The sequence below is a fragment of the Saccharopolyspora sp. SCSIO 74807 genome (assembly GCF_037023755.1).
GTDB lineage: Bacteria > Actinomycetota > Actinomycetes > Mycobacteriales > Pseudonocardiaceae > Saccharopolyspora_C > Saccharopolyspora_C galaxeae.
The window spans coordinates 4,525,670-4,546,006 of sequence record NZ_CP146100.1; the positions used below are offsets into that span (position 1 = coordinate 4,525,670).

At 71.3% G+C, this 20,337-nt stretch carries 20 protein-coding genes; 8 read left to right on the plus strand and 12 right to left on the minus strand.

Annotated features, from left to right (window positions below):
• Positions 1 to 68: 68 nt before the first annotated feature.
• The gene (locus V1457_RS20700; protein ID WP_200070573.1) at positions 69 to 998 is read right to left on the minus strand and encodes a hypothetical protein; all 930 of its coding nucleotides are present in this window, start codon (positions 996 to 998) and stop codon (positions 69 to 71) included.
• Positions 999 to 1,302: 304 nt separating this feature from the next.
• Positions 1,303 to 2,526, minus strand: a complete 1,224-nt coding sequence (locus V1457_RS20705; protein WP_338596168.1) for a CoA transferase — start codon at positions 2,524 to 2,526, stop codon at positions 1,303 to 1,305.
• Positions 2,527 to 2,846: 320 nt separating this feature from the next.
• Between V1457_RS20705 and V1457_RS20710 the strand changes: the two genes are divergently transcribed.
• The 5 genes from V1457_RS20710 (at position 2,847) to V1457_RS20730 (ending at position 8,050) form a co-directional block, all read left to right on the plus strand.
• Positions 2,847 to 3,731, plus strand: a complete 885-nt coding sequence (locus V1457_RS20710) for a MaoC/PaaZ C-terminal domain-containing protein (RefSeq protein ID WP_338596169.1) — start codon at positions 2,847 to 2,849, stop codon at positions 3,729 to 3,731.
• On the plus strand, positions 3,728 to 4,531 hold the full coding sequence (locus tag V1457_RS20715) for an alpha/beta hydrolase (RefSeq protein ID WP_338596170.1): 804 nt from the start codon (positions 3,728 to 3,730) through the stop codon (positions 4,529 to 4,531). The genes V1457_RS20710 and V1457_RS20715 overlap by 4 nt, the downstream gene beginning before the upstream one ends.
• Complete coding sequence (locus tag V1457_RS20720) at positions 4,528 to 6,192, plus strand: AMP-binding protein (protein ID WP_338596171.1); 1,665 nt, start codon at positions 4,528 to 4,530, stop codon at positions 6,190 to 6,192. Before V1457_RS20715 ends, V1457_RS20720 begins: the two co-directional genes overlap by 4 nt.
• Positions 6,185 to 7,405 carry an acetyl-CoA C-acetyltransferase gene (locus V1457_RS20725; RefSeq protein ID WP_338596172.1) on the plus strand — a complete coding sequence of 407 codons (1,221 nt, stop codon included), beginning with the start codon at positions 6,185 to 6,187 and terminating at the stop codon, positions 7,403 to 7,405. Before V1457_RS20720 ends, V1457_RS20725 begins: the two co-directional genes overlap by 8 nt.
• Positions 7,406 to 7,633: 228 nt before the next feature.
• Positions 7,634 to 8,050, plus strand: a complete 417-nt coding sequence (locus tag V1457_RS20730) for a hypothetical protein (RefSeq protein ID WP_200070568.1) — start codon at positions 7,634 to 7,636, stop codon at positions 8,048 to 8,050.
• A 93-nt stretch (positions 8,051 to 8,143) separates the two neighbouring features.
• Here V1457_RS20730 and V1457_RS20735 read toward each other — a convergent pair whose 3' ends face one another.
• The 7 genes from V1457_RS20735 to V1457_RS20765 all read right to left on the minus strand — a co-directional run bounded on the left by V1457_RS20735 (position 8,144) and on the right by V1457_RS20765 (position 14,962).
• Positions 8,144 to 8,416, minus strand: a complete 273-nt coding sequence (locus V1457_RS20735) for a hypothetical protein (RefSeq protein WP_338596173.1) — start codon at positions 8,414 to 8,416, stop codon at positions 8,144 to 8,146.
• A 152-nt stretch (positions 8,417 to 8,568) separates the two neighbouring features.
• Positions 8,569 to 8,757, minus strand: coding sequence for a DUF397 domain-containing protein (locus V1457_RS20740; RefSeq protein ID WP_338596174.1), 189 nt, complete (start codon positions 8,755 to 8,757; stop codon positions 8,569 to 8,571).
• A gap of 15 nt (positions 8,758 to 8,772) precedes the next feature.
• On the minus strand, positions 8,773 to 9,609 hold the full coding sequence (locus tag V1457_RS20745; RefSeq protein WP_338596175.1) for a helix-turn-helix transcriptional regulator: 837 nt from the start codon (positions 9,607 to 9,609) through the stop codon (positions 8,773 to 8,775).
• Positions 9,610 to 10,486: 877 nt separating this feature from the next.
• On the minus strand, positions 10,487 to 11,827 hold the full coding sequence (locus V1457_RS20750) for an NtaA/DmoA family FMN-dependent monooxygenase (RefSeq protein ID WP_338596176.1): 1,341 nt from the start codon (positions 11,825 to 11,827) through the stop codon (positions 10,487 to 10,489).
• Positions 11,827 to 13,029, minus strand: a complete 1,203-nt coding sequence (locus V1457_RS20755) for an LLM class flavin-dependent oxidoreductase (protein WP_338596177.1) — start codon at positions 13,027 to 13,029, stop codon at positions 11,827 to 11,829. Before V1457_RS20755 ends, V1457_RS20750 begins: the two co-directional genes overlap by 1 nt.
• A gap of 241 nt (positions 13,030 to 13,270) precedes the next feature.
• Positions 13,271 to 13,765 (minus strand): MSMEG_6728 family protein, encoded by a 495-nt coding sequence (locus V1457_RS20760; protein ID WP_338596178.1) that lies wholly within the window; start codon positions 13,763 to 13,765, stop codon positions 13,271 to 13,273.
• 9 nt (positions 13,766 to 13,774) lie between these two features.
• Positions 13,775 to 14,962: an Ig-like domain-containing protein gene (locus tag V1457_RS20765; protein WP_338596179.1), complete on the minus strand. Its 1,188-nt coding sequence runs from the start codon at positions 14,960 to 14,962 to the stop codon at positions 13,775 to 13,777.
• A gap of 307 nt (positions 14,963 to 15,269) precedes the next feature.
• Between V1457_RS20765 and V1457_RS20770 the strand changes: the two genes are divergently transcribed.
• Complete coding sequence (locus V1457_RS20770; protein ID WP_338596180.1) at positions 15,270 to 15,962, plus strand: spermidine synthase; 693 nt, start codon at positions 15,270 to 15,272, stop codon at positions 15,960 to 15,962.
• Here V1457_RS20770 and V1457_RS20775 read toward each other — a convergent pair.
• A complete protein-coding gene (locus V1457_RS20775; RefSeq protein WP_338596181.1) occupies positions 15,950 to 16,702 on the minus strand; it encodes an HAD family acid phosphatase in 753 nt (250 codons plus the stop codon). The genes V1457_RS20770 and V1457_RS20775 overlap by 13 nt on opposite strands.
• 136 nt (positions 16,703 to 16,838) lie before the next feature.
• Between V1457_RS20775 and V1457_RS20780 the strand changes: the two genes are divergently transcribed.
• Positions 16,839 to 17,468 carry a hypothetical protein gene (locus V1457_RS20780; protein WP_200070560.1) on the plus strand — a complete coding sequence of 210 codons (630 nt, stop codon included), beginning with the start codon at positions 16,839 to 16,841 and terminating at the stop codon, positions 17,466 to 17,468.
• 60 nt (positions 17,469 to 17,528) lie between these two features.
• Here V1457_RS20780 and V1457_RS20785 read toward each other — a convergent pair whose 3' ends face one another.
• Positions 17,529 to 17,783: a DUF3040 domain-containing protein gene (locus tag V1457_RS20785; RefSeq protein WP_200070559.1), complete on the minus strand. Its 255-nt coding sequence runs from the start codon at positions 17,781 to 17,783 to the stop codon at positions 17,529 to 17,531.
• A gap of 217 nt (positions 17,784 to 18,000) precedes the next feature.
• Here V1457_RS20785 and V1457_RS20790 point away from each other — a divergent pair, with 217 nt between their 5' ends.
• The gene (locus tag V1457_RS20790; protein WP_338596182.1) at positions 18,001 to 19,449 is read left to right on the plus strand and encodes an AAA family ATPase; all 1,449 of its coding nucleotides are present in this window, start codon (positions 18,001 to 18,003) and stop codon (positions 19,447 to 19,449) included.
• 22 nt (positions 19,450 to 19,471) lie between these two features.
• On the opposite strand, the gene V1457_RS20795 is transcribed toward V1457_RS20790, so the two are convergent.
• Entirely contained in the window at positions 19,472 to 20,293 is an 822-nt protein-coding gene (locus tag V1457_RS20795) for a universal stress protein (protein WP_338596183.1), read from the minus strand.
• Positions 20,294 to 20,337 lie beyond the last annotated feature (44 nt).

The window sequence follows — 20,337 nt, forward strand, 5'->3', positions numbered from 1 at the left end:
TGTTCCACCAGCGGAGGACGCCAGTGACAACCGTCCACAACGGACTCTCGACGCGCGGCGGAAGGCGCTCACTCGTACAGCACGTAGTCCGGTGCGGGCTGAAGCCCCAGCACTTCCGGGGGCGTCATGAGCGGCCCGCTGCGGGTGTCCTCCTGGAAGAACAGCTTGATCCCGGTGGCGACGTGCGGCGGTTTCGTCGTCACCAGCTTGTCCCACGCCTGCTTCTTCAGCTCCGGCGAGCCGATCCCGTCCATCGACTTGACCAGCGCGAGCTCCGGGTGCGGCGCCAAATCCTGCTCGTCGCGCACCACCGATGGCGACAACTGGTGGTAGATCAGCGGTTTCTGCGGCAGCGAGTGCTCCCGCGCGATCGCGGCGACGTGGTCGGCCACCGCGTTGAGCTCGCCGCCGGTGGTCGTGCCGAACACGTCACCGGGCGTTTCGTCCGGGCCGACCGCCCACTCCGGGTCGAGCGCGAGACCCACGTCCGGTTCGGCGAGCCAGCGGTCGTAGTGCCGCACCTCGTCGAGGAAATCCGCGCGACCGGGCTGGATTCCCAGCAGCAGCACCGCGCCGTGCCTGCGGGCCGCGGCGAGGTGCTCGTCGATGGTGGAGTCCGAGGACCGCGCGCGGTACTGCCCGTCCTGGCCGGGGCTGGACGTGGCGCGGGTGGCGATCAGCTCGAAGACCGGCAGCGGCCGCTTGTTCTGCGTGTAATCCTGCGCCTGCCGGTCGATCTGCTGACCGGCCGCGTCCAGATCGCCGTGCAGTGGCCCGAGCGCGGCGCTGCCCGGCGCGCCGGAGAAGCCGACCATCCGGTGCTCGGGCAGCACGGTGCGGCCGCCTCCGGGTAGTTCCGGCTCCGGTGGCGGTGGCCGCAGCGCCGGTGCGGGCGGTGGTTCGGCGGGCGGTGCAGGGGGTGTTGCGCCGCACGCGGCCAGCGGTGCGGTGAGCGCGAGCACCCATGAAGCGGCCACGTTGCGCGCGTGCGCGGTCACTCTCGGATCACATTCCTTCCCGGGTCGGCGGGCTCGCTGATCGACGAGCCGCCAGGGGAGCTTCCACGAGCCGTGGGGATGCTAAACCCGCCCGGGGCAAGCCTTTTCAGCGCGTGCTCGGGCGAAGCCGGACCGGAAAGTCCGAAATGGACTTCGAGTGCGGTTCAGGTCGCGTCGTCGCGGGGCAAGTCGGAGGATTCGCAGGCTGCCAGTGCTCGGCGGGGAGTCGGCCATCCCTCCGGCGCAGTCCGGCGGCGCCCGATACGCACCGTGCACAATGGATCACCGTGCGAATGCCGGGAGTTCAGAGGTCGTCGGCTTGCTGGACGGCGGATTCGGTGCGCAGCGCGGCGATCCGTTCGGCGGACATGCCCAGCTCGTCGGCGAGCACCTGGGCGGTGTGCTGACCGAGAATCGGTGCGGCCTCGGCCGATTCGTACGCTCCGCCGAACCGCATGGGAGAGCCCGGCGCCAAGTGCGGCCCGATTCCGGGCTGGTCCAGCGTCGACATCAGCGGATTCGCGCCGCCGGGGCTGCGCAGCGCGTCCACGGTAGCGGCGAAGCTGCGATAAGGCGCCCACAGCAACGAAGTCCCGGCCAGCGCCGCACGTGCCTGCTCGCTCGTCCGCGAGTCGAACCAGCGCTGGAACAACCCCGCCAGGGCTTCGCGGTACTCGTACCGCTCGGCCTCGGCGGAGAAATTCGCGCCCAGCGCACCTTCCAGCGCGGACACCGCTTCGGACATGCCGGTCAGCGACACCAGGTCCCGCCAATGCCGTCCGGTGAGCGCCACCACCATGAACCGGCCGCCGTCCGAACAGCGGAAGTCCCTGCCGAACGTGCCGTAGATGTGGTTGCCGATCGGTTCCCGCGAGGTGCCGTTGAGCTCCGCTTCGCCCAGGAACCCGAGGTTGCCCGCCATCGCCAGCGCGATGTCCGCGAGCGCGAGCCGCACTCCGGTGCCCTGCCCGGTGCGTTCGCGCTCGCGAGCCGCCGAACTCACCGCGAGGGCGGCGTAGAGCCCGCAGCTGATGTCCCAGGCGGGTAGCACGTGGTTCACCGGCCGGTCGCCATCGCCGGTGGCGAGCGGGAATCCGGACTCGGCGTTGACCGTGTAGTCCACTGCGGACGATCCGTCGCTGCGGCCTTCGATCAGCACGTGGATCAGGTCCGGGCACACCTCGGACAGCTTCTCGTGCGAGAGCCAGTCGCGGCCCGCCGAGTTCGTGAGCACGACTCCGCTGCCCGCGGGGAACGCGGCGACGAGGTCGCGCACCACCTGCCTGCCCGCGTCCGAGCGTAGGTCGGCGACCACGGAGCGCTTGCCCTTGTTCAGCCCGGCCCAGTAGATGCTCGTGCCGGTATCGGCCAGCGGCCAGCGGTGCCGGTCGGCGGCCCCGCCGCGCGGATCGACCCGGATCACGTCCGCGCCCAGCTGCGCCAGCGTCATCCCGCCCAGCGGCGCGGCGACGAACGACGAGATCTCGACGACGCGCAGACCGGACAGCGGGCCGGGGGCAGGCGGCACGGCGGACCTCCAGGTTGGTGCGGCCATTGCGCGACCGTTTGCGCTGGTCGGGCAGCGCTCGCAGATCGGTGCTGCGGAACGGGAACGGCGTTGCGACAGGCGGCGATCAGCGTTCGTCGAGTTCGTCCGGATGGTATTTGGCCGTACAATACTTCGGCGGATCGGCGGAGGGAACCCCCGAGCCGCCACCTGGTGCTCGTAAGTCCATAGTGGACTGAGCGTGCTGCGCGATGTCGCCGCACCAGCGGACTTTGACGCCGAGGGCGTTGCAGTGGTTCGGTGAAAGCGTTCGCCGGTGTGCGGCGGACGGGGAGGCGTTCATGATATCCGAACCGGTGCGCACCGCCGCGTCCTCCGGTGCCGATCGGTCGCACGGGAGCGTCGGGGCCTACGAGGATTTCACCGTCGGCCGCCGCTTCGAAGCAGGTCCGCGCGAGGTCACCGAGCACGACCTGACCGCCTTCGCCGCCATCAGCGGTGATCAGCACCCCCTGCACCACGACGCCGAATTCGCCGCGCGCACGCGCTTCGGGAAACCGGTGCTGCACGGCCCGTTCGGCATCGCGGTGTTCTTCGGCATGTTCCACGACCTCGGCCTGGTCCCGGGCTCCGAGGTCGCGCTGCTGGACACGAACTGGCGCTACCTGCGCCCGATCTTCCCCGGTGACGCGCTGCGCATGACGATGACGATCATCCGCTGCCACCGCACCGGAGATGGTTCGCGAGGCGTGGTCGACCGGCACGTGCGGCTGCTCAACCAGGACGACGAGACGGTGCAGGAAGGGACCACCGCGTTCCTGGTCCCGGCCCGCGGCACCGGCCCCGACCCGGCGGGTCGCAGGTTCGGCACGGTGGCTTGGGCCGAAGCGCTCACCGAACGGCTCGACGAACGGTTCGCCTCCGCGGTCGCCACCTGGGACGGCGCGATCGGGCTGCGCAGCGGCGACGACGAGGTGCAGCTGCGGATCTACCGGGGCCGGGTGCTGGAGGCCGCGACGCGCACCCCGCACGGGCCCGCGTTCACCCTCGCGGCATCGCCGCTGGTGTGGACCGAGCTGGTCACCGCGCAGCGCAACGACTTCATGCAGCGCGCCATGAACGGTGACTTCCAGGTCTCCGGCAACGCCTACGAGTACCTGCGGTTGACCAAGGCGCTGCAGCTGATCGCCGAGGCGGCCCGCGGGGCCGGTCAGGAGCAGCGATGATCGAGGCCCGCTACGTCGAGGCGGCAGGCACCCTCGCGTTCACCGAGCTGGCCGGTTCCGGCCCGGTCGTGCTGTGCCTGCACACCGCCGGGCAGAGCGGTGTGCAGTGGCGGCACACCACGGCCGCGCTGGCCGCTGCGGGCTACCGCGTAGTCGTCCCCGACCTGCCGGGTCACGGCAGGTCGGAGCCCGCCGCGAACGGGCCGGTCCGCGACCTCGCCGAGTACGCCCGGTTCTGCCTGGACCTGCTGGACCGGCTCGGGCTGGCCGATCCGCTGGTGGTCGGCTGCTCGATCGGCGGCAAGATCGCGTTGCAGATCGCGGCGCTGTCCGGTGACGTGCGCGGCGTGGTCGCGATGGCCGCCGAAGCCGGGCGCGGGCGGGTGAAGGTCTCGGGCCTGGAACGCGAGCTGGAGGACATCGCCGCACCGAGCCGCACCGACCGCACCCATCTCGGCACGCTGGCCGTGGTCGGTTCCGGAGTCGATCCGGCACGTGCCGAGCTGATCGCCACCATGCACCGGCGCGAGGACCCGGCGGTGTCGAACTCGGACCTCATCGGCTGGGGCACGCACGACGTGCGCGCCGAACTGGGCTCGATCCGCTGCCCCGTGCACCTCGTGGCGGGCGAGGACGACCTCTGGATCAAGCCCGACGCGGTCCGCGCGGCCGCGGGCGAGCTGCCGGACGGCCGATTCACGCTGCTGCCCGGCGTCGGCCACTACCCGATGGAGGAGCTGCCGGACTTCGCGCGGACCTTGACCGGCTGGCTCGCCGAGCTCGCGGAGGTGCGGGCATGAGCACCTTGCGCCGCCTGCTCAACGACCTCGTCGAGGCCGACCCGGACGCGCCGATCGCGCTGGACCGCGTCGAGGACGGATTCCGTGCGGTCTCCCGCGCGCAGCTGCACGCGCGGGCGCGCGCGGTGCAGGCTCGGCTGGCCGCGGCCGGGGTCGGTCCGGGTGACTGCGTGGCGGTGTGGCTGCCGAACTGGTCGGACGCGTTGAGCTGGCAATTCGCCGCCGCCGCGCGCGGTGCGCACGTCATCGGCCTCAACACCCGCTACAACGTCGAGGAAGTCGGCCACGTGCTGAACCGGGCGCGGCCCCGCGTCGTGGCCGTCGCCGCCGGGTTCCACGGACTCGACCTGATCGGCGTGCTCGGCGAAGCGGTACGGACCGCGCAGGTCCCGGCACCGTTCGTCGTCCCGGTCAGCGGTCCCGGGAAGTCCGAGCCGGACGCGGGCGCGTTCGATCTCGGCGGGGGAGCGGCGGTGGTCGCCCCGCTCGCGCAGCCTGCCGAGCGCGACGGCACGGGCCTGGCCGAAGGCGACGGCACGGACCTGGTCGAGCGCGACGGTCCGGAATCGGCGGACCGCGACGGCTCGGACCTGGCGGTCGCGTTCACCACCTCCGGATCCACCGGGCTGCCGAAACTCGCCGCGCACCGCGAAGATGCCGTGGTGGCGCACGCCCGCGCCGACGCTGCGGCGCTCGGGCTCGGCGAAGGCGACGTGGCCGCTTGCGTGCTCCCGCTGTCCGGGGTTTTCGGTTTCTGCACCGCGCTGGCCGCGGTCGCGGGCGGAGCGGCGTGCCTGCTGGAACCGGTCTTCGACCCGGCCGCGACCGTCGCCGCGATGGCCGAGCAGCGCGCGACCCACCTGGTCGGCGGCGACGACATGGCCGGGCGGCTGCTGGACGCGTGGCGCGAGCGGCCGGTGGAGTTGCCCGCGTTGCGCTGGCTCGGGTTGGCCGATTTCCTCGGCCGCAGCGCGGAAGTCGCCGCCTGGGCCGCCGAATTCGGGGCGAGCACCACCGGCGTCTACGGCTCGTCCGAGGTGTTCGCGCTGGCGCTGCTGTGGCCGGAGTCGACTCCCGTGCCGCGCCGGTGGTCCGGCGGCGGACTGCCGGTCTCGCCGCAGATCCGGGTGCGCACCGCCGACCCGCACGACGACCGGCCGGTGGCCGACGGTGAGCAGGGCGAGCTCCAGTTCGCCGGGCCGACCGTCGTGGACGCCTACCTCAGCGGGGGCGACGCCGGGGCGAGCACCGCGGACGGCTGGTTCCGCACCGGCGACCTCGCGGTTCGCAGCGAAGACGGCGGCATCGAATACGTCTGCCGGATGGGTGACGTGCTGCGGTTGAGCGGTTTCCTCGTCGCGCCCGCCGAGATCGAGCACCGGCTGGCCGCGCACGAAGCGGTCAGCACCGCCAAGGTCGTAGGCGCGCGGACCGGGAACGGCGTGCGGGCCGTCGCCTTCGTCGTGCTCACCGAGCCCGCCGCGGCCACTCCGGTCGAGCTGCGGGAATGGTGCGCGGCGACGCTGGCGAAGTTCAAGGTGCCCGCCCGGGTGCACATCATCGACGAGATGCCCACGACCTCGGGCACCAACGGGGCCAAGATCCGCGCCGCCCAGCTGCGCGAGTGGGCCGAGAACTACCAGGAGGACGCTGATGGCTGATGTCGTGATCTGCGAACCGCTGCGCACCCCGGTCGGCGGCTTCGGCGGGTCGCTGGCGGAGGTCCCGCCGCACACCCTCGCCGCCACCACGATCCGGGCGCTGCTGGAACGCACCGGGCTGCCCGCGGACTCGATCGACGACGTCCTGCTGGGCCACTGCTACCCGACGATGGACGCTCCGGCGATCGGCCGGGTCGCCGCGTTGGACGCCGGGCTGCCGGTGACGGTGCCGGGCGCGCAGGTGGACCGGCGCTGCGGATCCGGGCTGCAGGCGGTGCTCAACGCCGCGATGCAGGTGGGCAGCGGCGCGTCCGAACTGGTGCTGGCCGGCGGTGCCGAATCGATGTCGAACGCGCCGCACTACTCCACCTCGATGCGCCGCCCGCAGAAGGGCGGGCCGGGTGTGATGCTGCACGACTCGCTGGCCAAGGGCCGGGTCACCGCGGGCGGCGAGAACCACCCGGTGCCGGGCGGGATGCTGGAGACGGCCGAGAACCTGCGCCGCGACTACTCCATCGCACGCGAGGAACAGGACGAACTCGCCGCCCGCTCGCACCGGCGCGCCGCCGCGGCGTGGGAGGCGGGCCGATTCGCCGACGAGGTCGTGCCGGTCACCGTGCCCGGCCGCAAGCAGGACACCGTCGTCGAGCGGGACGAGCACATCCGCCCGGACTCGACGCCGGAGGTCTTGGCGAAGCTGCGCCCGGTCATGGGCAAGCAGGACTCGGCGGCCACCGTCACCGCGGGCAACGCGTCCGGGCAGAACGACGGTGCGGCGATCTGCGTGGTGACCACGCCGCAGAGGGCCGCGCAGCTGGGGCTGCGGCCGCTGGCGAAGCTGGTCTCGTGGGGGATCGGCGGGGTACCGCCGGCGACGATGGGCATCGGGCCGGTGCCCGCGGTCGCCAACGCGCTGGACCGGGCCGGGGTGGCGCTGTCCGAGGTCGACCTGATCGAGTTGAACGAGGCATTCGCCGCGCAGGTGCTCGCGTGCCTGCGGGAGTGGCGGCTCACCGACGCGGACCTGGATCGGGTCAACGTCAACGGTTCCGGGATCTCGCTCGGGCATCCGGTGGGAGCCACCGGCGGGCGGATCCTGGCGACGCTGCTGCGCGAGATGCAGCGCCGCGAGGTCCGCTACGGCCTGGAGACGATGTGCATCGGCGGCGGCCAAGGACTTGCGGCCCTGTTCGAGCGGGTCGGTGAAGCGTAACGCCTCCGGAAAACCTCGCAACAGCGGCGAAAGCGCAACTTCCGTCCACTGAGTACGGACGCTCGCGCGTCTCTCGCGGCAGCCCGCGCTCGTATGTTTTCCCCCGTCACAACAGGAACATTCGGCAAGAACCGGGCGCGCGGGCGGGTTTACCGTGAACCGGCCAGCTACGCGAAACCAGCGGGCGGGCCGCCCGCCCGCCCGCGGATCGCCACGGGGGTTCGCGCCATGTCCAAGCCGCACAACGGAAAAGCCGGCACCGTTCGCAGAACGCTGGGCGTGCTGCTCGGCGTGCTCGCGCTGACGGCCACCATCAGCTCCGGCGCTGCCGCGGCCACTCCACCGGACCCGCACCACTCCGACGCACCGCCGAGGCTGGTGCCGGTCCGGATGGTCGACTACGCGCTGCTGCAACCGGAATTCCTCCCGCCGGGGCGCTACACGTTCCGCGCCTACAACGCGGGAATCGCGCCGCATTCCCTGCAGATCTACGGACCCGGCGTGCTCAACGCCCGCACCCCGACGGTGCAGTCCGGCCGCTTCGCCGACCTGACCGTGACCCTGCAGCGCGGCACCTACGACTTCTGGTGCCCGATCGGCAACCACCGCCAGGTCGGGATGCAGCTCTACGTCAAGGTGGGATGAGCTCGCCCGGCGTCTTAGCGGGCGTCCGAGTACCAGCTCGTCAATGCTGGACGAGATCCCGCAAGCCTGTTCATCGCCGGAAGTTACTTCGTGTCAACGCCTTTCGTTGCGGCGGGCGAGCCAGTGGCGGGCTCGGGTGGTGAGTTCGTTCTGCTCCAGCCAGCAGGCGGGGGCGGGGAAGGTGGCGAGCACGTCGGCTGCGGTTTCCCGGCCGTTGTGGCGGCCGGTCAGTACGGTGATGCAACCGTCGCCGCGGCCCCAGCGGAACGTCAGATCAGTCGCGGGTTCGTGGTGCCAGATGCACGGCAGGCCGTACGCCCGCGGTGTCGTCGGAGTTCCCATCGCGGGTGTGTTCCGACCGGCCATGCTCGTCCCCTCTCGGTAACCGGGCCGGTCCTCGCTGCCGCACCGGTTGGTTCGCATCACCAAAAACCTAAAGTAGCACGCCGCACAATAGTGTGGCGTGCTACTTCGAGGGGAGCTTCCTGGACGCCCCGATGGGCGACCCGAGTTCGCTTTTAGCTGGTGAAGTGGTCGCGTCGCACTGCGGCGATGAAGCTCGCGTACTGACTCGTGCTCAGGTGCAGTAAGGGAGACCGATCGCCGAGCTTGCTGTCGCGGACGGCTGCTCCCCGCGCGGCAGCGGAGGTTTCGATGCACTGCGAGGACGGCGCGCTGCGGGAAGATTTCTTCCACGTGTACACCATGATGAACTCCTGTGGCTAAGCTTGTTCATACTTCGCAGCGAGTGTAGTCAGTGCAGAACGACTATCGGTATCGGATAGTGAGAATGATTGCAGATGTGAAAACGTCCGCGCGAGTTCAGCTGTCTGCTGTGGTGCATCGATGACGCTGCCGCTCAAGGGTGTGTCAACGAATGCGATATCGGCGTGGTCGTTGAACCTGAGCACCATGAAACCGCACTGCATCACTCCGCTGCCGCCCGCGCTGATCGGCAAAACTCGCAAGTGGATGTTGCCCCGGTTGGAGAGGTCGAGGAGGTGTTGCAGCTGTTCGGCCATGATGGCATCGGTTCCCATCGGCCTGATCAGCGCTTCTTCGGCGACCACGGCCTGGAGGATCAGAGGATCTTTTTGGCTCAGCCGGGACTGTCGACGAATGCGCGCTTCCACTTGATCCTCTACGGTATCCGGATCCAGCGGAGTTCTGGTCGTTTCGTGGACGACCCGGGCGTAATCGCGTGTTTGCAGCAGTCCGGGAACGAAAGTCGTCTCGAAGTTGAATGCTTCGACGGCGTCAGCTTCGAATCCGACGTACGGCGTGAACCACTCCGGCAAGCTATGCAGCGTCCACCAGCCGGTCTTGTGGCTGTCCGCCCGCAGCTGCTGGATTCGGCTTCGCGTTTTTTCGTCCACTTCGTACACATCGAGCAGCCGATCCAGCGTGTCACGCCCTGGGCAGCGCTCGGCAGACTCGTAGTGGCCGATCGAACTCCGGCTGACCCGAGCACGCTTAGCGACTTCGACCTGGTCGAATCCAGCGCCTTCGCGAAACTCACGAAGGATCTGCGCGAGCCGTAGTTGTCGTGCGTTCGCCATCGAAACCCAACCTCGTTCATCCGTCCGGGGCATGGAAGCACGCTACAAGTGGATGTAGCGTGCCACACGTACCGGTTGTCAGGTCACAGTCTAGGTCGCCAGGCGGCATGAGCTGGGAGGGATGCGTGCGTGAACTACTGGGCCGCTGTCGCGTTCGGCGCAAGCGCGGATCGGGAGGTCTGCGCCGACTCCGGAAGAGTCCTGTGTGGACGGTTGATGCGCGGATCGATCGGTGTTGCGGAACGGCGGTGCGCAACGTGTGCGAGGGCGAAGAAATCGTGCTCCATGGCGGGGATTTCGCACGGCCCGGTGCCGCCGCACCCGTCGAGCCGCGCGCTTGGGCCACCGGACCGCGAGACGCGGAATGGCATTGTGTCGTCCGGTGTGCTTTCGGATCCCTGCGATGTCTCTGCGGCCACTACGTGCGCGGTCCCGTTCATCTTCGGCGTACCGAGCCCGCGGCGGGCGAACTGGGCCGCTCGCTGTGCGCGGCGGCCGAAGCCGAGCTAGCGCGCGAAAACCCGGGCGACCCGCGGCCCGGCCGAACGCGGACGCCCTGAACGGCGGTGCCCTGAACGGGACGCCCGGAACGGTGGCGCCCGGAACGTCAGCGCCCTGAACATCAGCGCGCTGCCGCGGCCGAATTCACGTCGACGCGAAGCCCCACCTCGACTCCGCCTCACCCCCGGAGGCGGTGACCCCGCGCGGCGGTATCCCCGACTCCGCGCGGACCGACCGGCCGGTGCCTGCACTCCGATCCCTCCCCCAAGGGCACCGGCCGGTCACCCCTAGCCGGAACCCGCGCGGACTCAAGGAGTGAACGGACCGTTGGTCCCAATAGATTGGGCGAAAGTTCCGTTCACTCCAAGCGAACCGCTCACTCCACCCGACCGGGGGCGCCGGCGCCCAGGTTCTCCCGCAGCGTCGTGCCGGTGTATTCGGTGCGGAACACACCGCGCTCCTGCAGCAGCGGGACCACGCGGTCCACGACCTCGTCCAGCCCGGACGGGCTGACGTGCGAGCTGAGGATGAAACCGTCCACCGCGTCGGCCTGCACGTAGCGGTCGATCTCGGTGGCGACGTGATCGGGCGTGCCGACGAACACCGCGCGGTCGAAGACCTTCGTGACGACCTCCCGCAGGGACAATCCTTCGGCCTTGCCGAGCGCGCGCCAAGACTCGGCGGTGGCCTGCGGATCCTGCGACAGCGGTGCGCGGCCGCGAATCCACTTGGGAGCTTCCGGCGTCGGATCCACATCCGGCACCGGGCCGTCCGGGTCGAACTCGGACAGGTCCCGGTTCCAGATCGTCTCGGCCAGCACGATCGCGGTGAACGGGTCGACCTGGCGGCTGCGCACATCGGCGTGCCGGTCGCGGGCTTCGGCTGCGGTGTCGCCGAGGATGACGCCCGCCGATGGCAGGATCTTGACCTGCGAAGGCTCCCGGCCCGCCTTGGCGACCCGAGCCTTGACGTCGGCGTAGAACTCGCGCGCCTGGTCGAACTCCTGGTACCGCGAGAAGATCGCATCCGAGTGCTGGGCGGCGAAATCCCGCCCGGCAGGCGACTCCCCGGCCTGCAAGATGACCGGATGACCCTGCGGCGGGCGGGGAGTGGAGAACCGCCCGGCGATGTCGAACTGCTCGCCGCGGAACTCGAAGTCGCCCACGTGCTCGTCGCGCAGGAACCGCCCCGCGTCCCGGTCGGCGACCACGGCCTCCGGACCCCACGAGTCCCACAGCCTGCGCACCGCTTCGAGCGTTTCCCCGGCCCGCTCGTAGCGCTGCGAGCGGTGCAGGAACCCGCCGCGCCGGAAGTTCTCCCCGGTGTCGGCGTCGAAGCTGGTCACCACGTTCCACGCGGCCCGGCCGCCGGAGAGCAGGTCCAGCGTGGCGAACTTGCGCGCCAGCTCGTAGGGCTCGTTGAACGTCGAGTTGATGGTGCCCGCGAGTCCGATGTGCTCGGTGATCGCGGCCAGCGAGGACAGCACCGTGAACGTGTCCGGCCGTCCCACCACGTCCTGGTCGAAGACCTGTCCGCCGCGGGTGCGCAACCGCAGCCCCTCGGCCAGGAACAGCAGGTCCAGCTTGCCGCGCTCGGCCGTTTCGGCCCAGTGCGCGTAGGACTCGAAGTCGATGTGGCTGCCGGAAGCCGGATCGCTCCACACCGTGTCGTGGTTGACGCCCGGGAAGTACGCGCCCAGGATGATCTGCTTGCTCATCACGCCACCTCCACGGCGTAGCGGCTGGACTGCCGGGGCAGGCCGAAGCGTTCGCGCAGGGTCTCCGCGCCGTAGCCGGTGCGGAAGCTCCCGCGCCGGTGCAGCTCCGGCACGAGCCGGTCGACGATCGCGTCGAGGTCGATCGGCAGCAACGCGGGGCGCAGGCGGAAACCTTCGATGCCCGCGATTCGCCATTCCTCCAGCAGATCCGCCAGTTGCGGAGCATCGCCGGAGAACACCGCGGCGTCCGAGCGCAACGGCTCACCGGCGAGTTCGTCGAGCCGCGCCAGCCGCCGCCGCGCGGCCGGGGCGTCGGCGTCGAGCGCGACCACCACGTCCGCCAGCACCCGCAGCGGTTCCCCGTCGCGGCCGACCTTTCGCTCCGCCGCGCGCACTTCGGACAGGATTCCCGCGATGTCGGCGGTTTCCTGCGGAGTCACGAACACGACGTCGGCCGAGCGCGCGGCGAACTCGTAGGCGAGTTCGCGGTGCGCGAGCGCGACCACCAGCGGCTGGCCCTGCGGCGGCCGCGGCACGATCCCCGGCCCGCGCACCGAGAAGAACCGGCCGGCGAAGTCGATGTGGTGCAGCTTTTCCCGGTCCAGGAAGCGGTTCGTGGCCGCGTCGCGGATCTCCGCGTCGTCCTCCCAGCTGTCCCAGAGCCGCCGCACCACCTCGACCGCGTCGGCGGCCTCGGCGAACAGGTCCGCAATGGCCTCCTGCACCGCGGGCGAATCGAGCGCGTCGCGGCGGATCGGCGGCAGGCTGCGCCGCCCGAAGTGCGCGGCCTCGTCGGCGCGGGCCGAGGTCTGCACCCGCCAGCCGCCGCGGCCGAGGCTGTCGTGATCGAGCGTGGAGATCGCCGAGGCCACGTGGAACGGCTCGGTGTGCGTGCTCGTCACCGTCGGAACCAGCCCGATCCGCGAGGTCAGCGGCGCGAGGAACGAAGCGATCAGTTGCGCGTCGAGCCTGCCGCGGACCCGGTCGGTGCGCCGGTCACCGGGCTCGAGGTGGTCCTCGGACTGCAAGCCGAGACCGTCCTCGACGGAGACGAAATCGAGCAGCCCGCGCTCCGCGGTGCGGGCCAGCGCGGCCCAGTAGGGCGCGGTGAACAGCTTTTCCGGCGTGGCGCTCGGATCGCGCCAAGCCGCCGGGTGCCAGCCCGCGCCGTCGAGCGCGACGGCGAGGTGTGTGCCGGGCATGGGAATTCCTCTCCTGCTTGCGGGAACGTGGCGGTGTCGGGTGCGCCCGGACACCGCGCGCTGATCACCCGCAGCAGGTCGACGTGGCGCCGCCGGACGGCGCGGAAACCCGCGGCCGCGCGCATCGCAGCCTCCCTCCCGGGAAAACGCCATCGTGCCAAGGAAATCGCCGGATCGGATCACTGTAGGCCGTGCGGCGGGCGCGGTGCCAAGCTTCCCAACCGACGAGACGGCGCCCGGATCACCGAGCGACCCGCTGCTCCTCGGGCCGTTCCGGGCGGTCCGAGGACGGCCACAGGTAGGGCAGCTCGGGATCGGCGTCGGAGAAGTACCGGCCGTAGTGCTCGGGATCTTTGCGCAGCAGCGCGGATCGGTGACTGCGATGCAGCTCGGCCCGGCCGAGCCACGGCGGCAGCTCACCGGCCTTGCCGAGTTCGGCCTGCGTGCGGACCGCATCGCGGTCCGTGGCGACCGCGAAGTCCGCGCGCAGGCTCGGCTCGCAGGTGTCACCGCGGCCGCCGGCCTGCCACACCCCGCACACCACGAGCCCGTAGCAGGTCAGCGCTTCTTCGTAGCCGCACCACATCAGCACCGCCGGGTGCCGTCGCCAGCCGTAGCCGGAGACGGTCAAGGCGCGCAGCACCTGCAACGCCTCCACCCGCTGCTTGCCGAGCCTGCGCCGGTCGAGCACCCGCGCGCTCGCCGCGAAGTCCGAGTAAGGCAGGAAAGTCTGCACGGCTCCGCGCTACTTCAGCGCGCTGCCCTGCTGCCACTGCTGCCAGTCCATCGACCAGTCGCCGTAGCGGTCCCACACCGGCAGCTCCGGCCCGCCGGAATTGGTCACCTCGACCACGTCGCCGTACCCGAAGTTGCGGAAGAACCACCGGGCGTTCTCGCCGTTGAGGTTGATGCAGCCGTGCGAGACGTTCGAGCTGCCCTGGCTGCCCACGCTCGCCGGGTTCTCGTGCACGAACTCGCCGCTGTTGGACACCCGCACCGACCAGCGCTCGCGCATCCGGTAGTAGTCCGGATCGCTCTTGTCGCACACCCCGTAGGTGCACGAGTCCATGATCATGCTTTCGCGCTTCTCCGAGACGACGTGCGTGCCCGCGTGCGTCGGCGAGGACTTCTTGCCCATCGAGATCGGCATCGTGTTGATCAGCGCGCCGTTGCGGAAGATCTGCATCTGGTTGGACTTCCCGTCCGCCCTGGCGATCATCGCGTCGTGCACCCGGTAGGTGTGCGCGGTGTCCGAGCCGCCGAGCACGCCGCCGCCCAGATCCGCGCCGTAGACGTTGGCGCGGGCGTGGATCGTGGTGCCCGGCTTCCAGAACTCCTTCGGGCGGTAGTGCACGTTCTCGTCGTCGATCCAGTGCCAGGCTCCCGGCTGGACCGGATCGCTGTGCACCTCCAGCGTCCGCTCGATCGCGGCCTTGTCCTGCACCGGCTTGGTGAACTGGAAGACGATCGGCTGGCCGACGCCGATGCCGTCGTCTCCCACGGCGTCCGGCGACGGGATCAGGTTGGCCTCGAACTTCTCGGCCGGCTCGACGGTGCCGACCGCGCTGCGCTGCTCGGCCGGTTTGCCGTCGGCGCCGCGCGCGTGCGCGAGCACGTCGTAGTGCGCGGCGTAACCGAGCGGTTCGGTGCTGCGCCAGGTCTTCGCGTCCGGGCTGAGTTCGCCGCGCACGGCGTTGCCCTTTTCGGTGTTGGTCACGGTGACGTCGGTGAGCGTGCCGTCGGCGACCCGGACCGTGATCGGAGTCCGCGGGTTGATGGTGGCGGCGTTCGCCGGTTCGATCGTGAGCGCAGGCGCGGGAACCCGCTTCGGCGGTGCGGTGGCACTGCAACCTGCGAGGACCAGCGCGCCGATCAGCGCCGCGAGCAGCGGCATGAACCGGGCACGGCGGCGAGGCGACGCGGGAATCGGCATGAGATCCCTCCGACTGGCGCACTGCGATCATTCGATCGGTCGATCAAAGCAAGCCGGAAGCGATACTAATCGCGATGTGTGGAGGTCCGCGCAGTGTCGGAACACCGATCGGGGGAACCGGTGATCCCAGTTCGGGAAGCGGGAGGTGCGAACAGTGATCAGATTCTCCGACCGTTCTGACCGCCCGCAAGATCGCGGTGCGGAATTCGCGGGTGATCATCGAGCCCGCGCGGCGGTAACCTGGTGGTGAACGCGCTCCGGCGCACACCCGAACCGAAGGTGGACCGAACCCGCACGAGGTGACCGGATGACCGACGACGAGCCCGACGATCGACCGCAGGTGCTCGAACGCAGCCGCACCGGCCTCGGCGAGCTCGTGCTGCGCCGCTGCGGCGCCGACCTGGAGCTGATCAGCGGCGGCATGTTCCTGATGGACACCCGCGACGGCCGCTCGGAACGGGCGATGGTCGAGCGGGTGCTCGCGGTCGCGCCGCCCGGGGCGCGCTTGGTCATCGGCGGTCTCGGCTTCGGGTTCTCGTTGGCGGCGGCGGTGGCCTCACCGGTTCCCGCCGAGATCATCGTGGTGGAGATCCACCGCCAGGTCATCGAGTGGAACCGCACCTACCTGCCGGAACGCACCGAGCGCAACACCGCCGATCCCCGCGTCCGGATCGTGCACGGCGACATCGCGGCATGGCTCGACCGCGACGACGGGCCGCTGGACGCGGTCTGCCTGGACACCGACAACGGGCCGGAATGGCTCACCACGCCCGAGAACGGCGCGCTCTACGGCGGATCCCGGCTCGGCCGGCTCGGCGAACGCCTCGGCGACCCGGGTGCCGTCGCGTTCTGGAGCGCGAACCGGTCGGCCGCGTTCGAGGCGGCGCTGCGCAACGCCTTCCGGGAGGTCGCGGTGCACGAAACCCCGGTCGCGCGGGGTGAACCGGACGTCGTCTACCTGGCCCGGCACCCCGCGCACGCGCCCGCTCAGGGCAGGTAGTACATCGGGTTCGGCAGCTTCACCGGTTTCTCGGCGTGCCCGCCCCGCAGGTCGCTGTGCTGGTCGCCGATGTTGAGCAAGATGTGCGCGCCCTGCGATTCCAGGTGCGCGCGGGTGCCCGACTTGTACTCCACGGTGCTGCAGTCCAGCCCGCACGGCAGGTAGTCCGGGGCGTGCGTCTCCGGTTTGAAGAACGCCCCGGCCGGGCTCGGGAACCCTTCCCCGGCGAGGTTGCGCAGCGAAGCGTCCTGGAGGCTCTCCCCGCGGCCGGTGATGAAGTAGACCCGCACGCCGTGCCCCGCGGCCCACTGCGCCAGTTCACGGGTGTGCCCGATCGGCTCGAACACGCCCTTCTCGATGGCTTCGCGCTGCGCGTCCTCGTCGAAACCGAAGTCCCGCCCGGCCTCCCAGCCGTAGGTCACCTCCGAGGTGTCGTCCACGTCCAGCACGATCGCCGGGTTCGGCACGCCTTCGGCGAGGCGGCGCTGCAGGTACGCCCGCGCGTCGGTCACCTCCCGGTCGGTGTCGACGTCCCAGGCGCTGCCGGGGGAGGCGTGGTGCTCGCCCGCGGCGTCCTCGCGGTCGCCGTAGTACTCCTGCACGGCCTGCTTCGCCTGCCCGAGGTTGTCCGGCTCCGGCGCGGCGGTCCGCTGCGCGCCCAGGGCGCCCGCCCCGCCTGCCAGCGTCGCGCCGAGCGCGGCGGCGGTGGCGAGCTTGACGATCCCGACCCGAGACGACATGTGCACTCCCCAAGATCGCGGTGTTCCGACCGCCGGAACCTAGCCCTTCCGCGCGCCCGCGGCCAAGGTCGAGCCCTGCGCTCGGGAACAACTGCTCTTTGTCCCGAGCGCGGCGGGCGGTGATCCTTGGGCCGAGATGGTGAACATGGTGGCGACCGGGCCGATTACCGAGCAGTTGCGGTGGATCGCGCGGGCGTTGAGCCGGGAGCCGAACCCGCTGCGCCGGCGCGGCGACCGCTGCGCGGCCGCGCTGATGGCCGGGCTCATGGTGCTCGCGCTGGCAGTGCTGCCGGTCGCCGCCGCCATCGGTCACGGAACGCACCAGCGGCTGCTCGCCGACGCCGCCGAGCAGGCCGCGACCCGGCGGGAGGTCACCGCGCAGCTGCTCGAACCGCCGCGGATGCGGGTGCTCGCCCGCCACCCGCAGGTGCGCGACATCCGGTTCGAGGCGATGGCGGGCTGGCAGGACCCGGGCGGCGGCACCCGGACCGCGCTGATCGACGTCGACTCGCCCCGTGCGGCCGGCGACTCCGTGACGGTGTGGATCGACGAGACGGCCCGGCCCGTACAACCGCCGTTGAGCACCGACCGGGCGCTGGCCTCGGCGATCAGCGTCGCGGTGCTGCTCGCCGGGGGTGGTGTGGTGCTGTGCGGGGCGGCGCTGCTGGCGGTGCGGGCCCTCACCGACGCCCGCGCCCGCCGCGCTTGGGAGCGGGAGTGGGAAGTGGTCGGACCGCGGTGGCGCGGACCGACGAGCAAGGGGTGAGCCGGGCGCGCCGGTGCAGCCCCGCTGCCGACACCGCCGGGAAAAAGGCTCGGAGAAGGCTCAATCGGAGTGGATCGGCCAACTCCGGAAGGCGAACAGCATGGCGGCCAGCACCGAGCACAACGCGAACCCGACCGCGTCCGCGACCAGCACGGCGGCGACCGCGAGCACGCTCGTGAACAGGGCGGCCGCGATGCGCAGCCGCTGCGCCCCGCGGACCGGTGGTGTTCCGGAGAACTGCCGGAACCACTCCGGATCATCGAGGGCGAGCCGGTTCTCGATCTCGGCGAGCTCCCGCCGTTCGTGGCTGTGCACTGGTCCCTCCCTCCTCCGGATGCCGGTTCCATCCTGCCTGCCGCGCGGATCCCGTGGTGAGAGGCCAAAGCCCCACCGCGCATGTGATCCCCAGGGTGCGGGTATCCGTTCGTGGTCGGCAAGGTCCGTTGGAGGTGTCATGGCGGCATATCCACCCGAACCGCCCCGGTCGCCGCAGCCGCCGGGTCCGCGCCGCGCGGCCGGGACCTGAGCGGGCATGGCGGAGCTGGCCGAGAGTCACACCGCCGTGGTCGTGTTCTGCGGCGACCGCGCCTACAAGGTCAAGAAGCCGGTCGACTTCGGGTTCCTGGACTTCCGCTCGGTGCGGGAGCGGGAGCGCGCCTGCCGCCGCGAAGTGGAGCTGAACCGGCGGCTCGCTCCGGACGTCTACCTGGACCTGCTGCGGATCAGCGGCGAGGACGGGCGAACCTGCGACTGGATGGTCGTGATGCGCCGGATGCCCGCGGGCAGCAGCTTGTCCTCGCTGGTCGCAGCCGGTGCCGAGGTGCGGCCCGGGCTCACCCGGCTGGCCAGGGCGCTGGCGTCGTTCCACAGCAGCGCCGATACCGGGCCGCGGATCTCCGCGGCCGGCGGCAAGGATGCGCTGCGGCGGCGCTGGGTGGACAACCTCGACGGCGCGCGCCGGTTCGCCGGTGACGTGCTGGACGCCGAGCAGCTGGAGCTCATCGAACGGCTCGCGTTGCGCTACGTGGACGGCCGCGCGGAGCTGTTCGCGGACCGAGCGCGCCGCGGTGCCGTCGTGGACGGTCACGGCGACCTGCAGGCCGACGACGTGTACTTGCTCGACGACGGGCCGCGGATCCTGGACTGCCTGGAGTTCGACGACGAGCTGCGGCACGTCGACGGGCTCGACGACGCGGCGTTCCTGGCGATGGACCTGGAACGGCTCGGGGCCGCCGGGCTCGGCGAGTTCTTCCTGGCCCGCTACGGCGAGTACGCAGGCGGGGCGTTCCCCGACTCGCTGGCACGGCACTACGTCGCGTACCGGGCGTTCGTGCGGGCGAAGGTCGCGTGCCTGCGCCACGAGCAGGGCGTGGCGGATCAGGCCGAGCTGGCGGCGCGGCTAGCGGGCATCGCGCAACGGCATCTGCTGGCCGCGCGGCCGCGGCTGGTGCTGGTCGGCGGGCCGCCGGGGACCGGCAAGTCGACGCTGGCGCGCGGGCTCGGCGACCGGCTCGGCGCCTCGCTGCTGCGCACCGACGAGATCCGGGCCGAGCTCGCTGGAGAGCCTGCGGACGGTTACGGCACCGGCCGCTACGAGCCTTCGCAGGTCCACGAGACGTATCGGCGGATGGCGCACCGGGCGAAGCTCCTGCTGCAACGCGGCGAACTGGTGCTGCTGGACGCGAGCTGGAGCAGCGCACGCGAGCGCGAGCACGCGCGGGAGGTCGCCCGCGAGACGTTCGCCGACATCGTCGAGATCCGCTGCGCTGCGCCCGCGGACCTCGCGCGGCAGCGGATCGACGCACGCCGGGACGACCCGTCGGAGGCGACCGGGGCGGTCGCCGACGAGATGCGCAGCCGGTTCGCGGACTGGCCGGAAGCGGTCGAGGTGGACACCTCCGGTGCCGCGGGCGGTGCAGTCGCCGCGGCTCGCCGGTACGTCGAGTCACCGCCCGCGCAGCCTGCGCCCGTCACCGACTGACGCCCCGAACCGCACCCGCCCGCTACTGCGCGACTTCCTGCGGCACCACCGCGACCGGGCAGGGCGAGTGGTGCAACGTGCCCAGCGCGGTCGATCCGAGCCGCGTGACCGCCGAACTCCGCTCGCGCCGCCCGACGACCACCATCCGGCCGTGCTGGGCCTGCTCGCACAACGCCTCCACGGGGTGCTGGTCGGTGGTAACCCGCCGGACCGGCACGTCCGGATAGCGCCCGGCGCAGTCGTCGAGCAGTTCGGCGACCCGGGTCTCGGCTTGCTCCTGGACCTCTTGGCGGCGCTCGTCGAGCGCGATGCCCGGTAGCAGGTAGGCGTCCGGGATCGCCTGCACCGCGAGGACTTCCGTCGCGTGCCGCTGGGCCGCGGCGAAGGCGAACTCCACGGCAGGCGCGCTGGACCTGAACGGACCGATGCCGACCACCACGGCGCCGGATACCACTTGTCCGCGGACCACGACCACCGGGCAGCGGGCCTGCGTGGCCACCGCCGCGCTCACCGAACCGAGCAGCACGTCCCGGATGGCGCCGTGCCCGCGCGAGCCCACGACCACCGTCGAAGCCGTGGCCGACCGCTCCAGCAGCTCGTCGGCCGGGTCGCGCGGCACCGCCTCGTTCCCGACGTGCAGGCCCGGCTGGTCGGCCCGGCAGCGACCGGCCAGCTCGCGCACCAGCCGCTCGGCATCCCGCTGGTGCCCGGCCGCGCGGTAGGCCAGCACCAGCTGCATCGACGCGGGCTGGCGGGCTGCGTCGTCGGCCGCCCACATCGCGGCGCGGGCGGACGCTTCGGAACCGTCGACGCCCGCGACCACGGTCCGTTCGGCCATCACCATCGGCGCCTCCTCCCCGCCGCCCGCTTACCCGGCCCGGCGGAAGG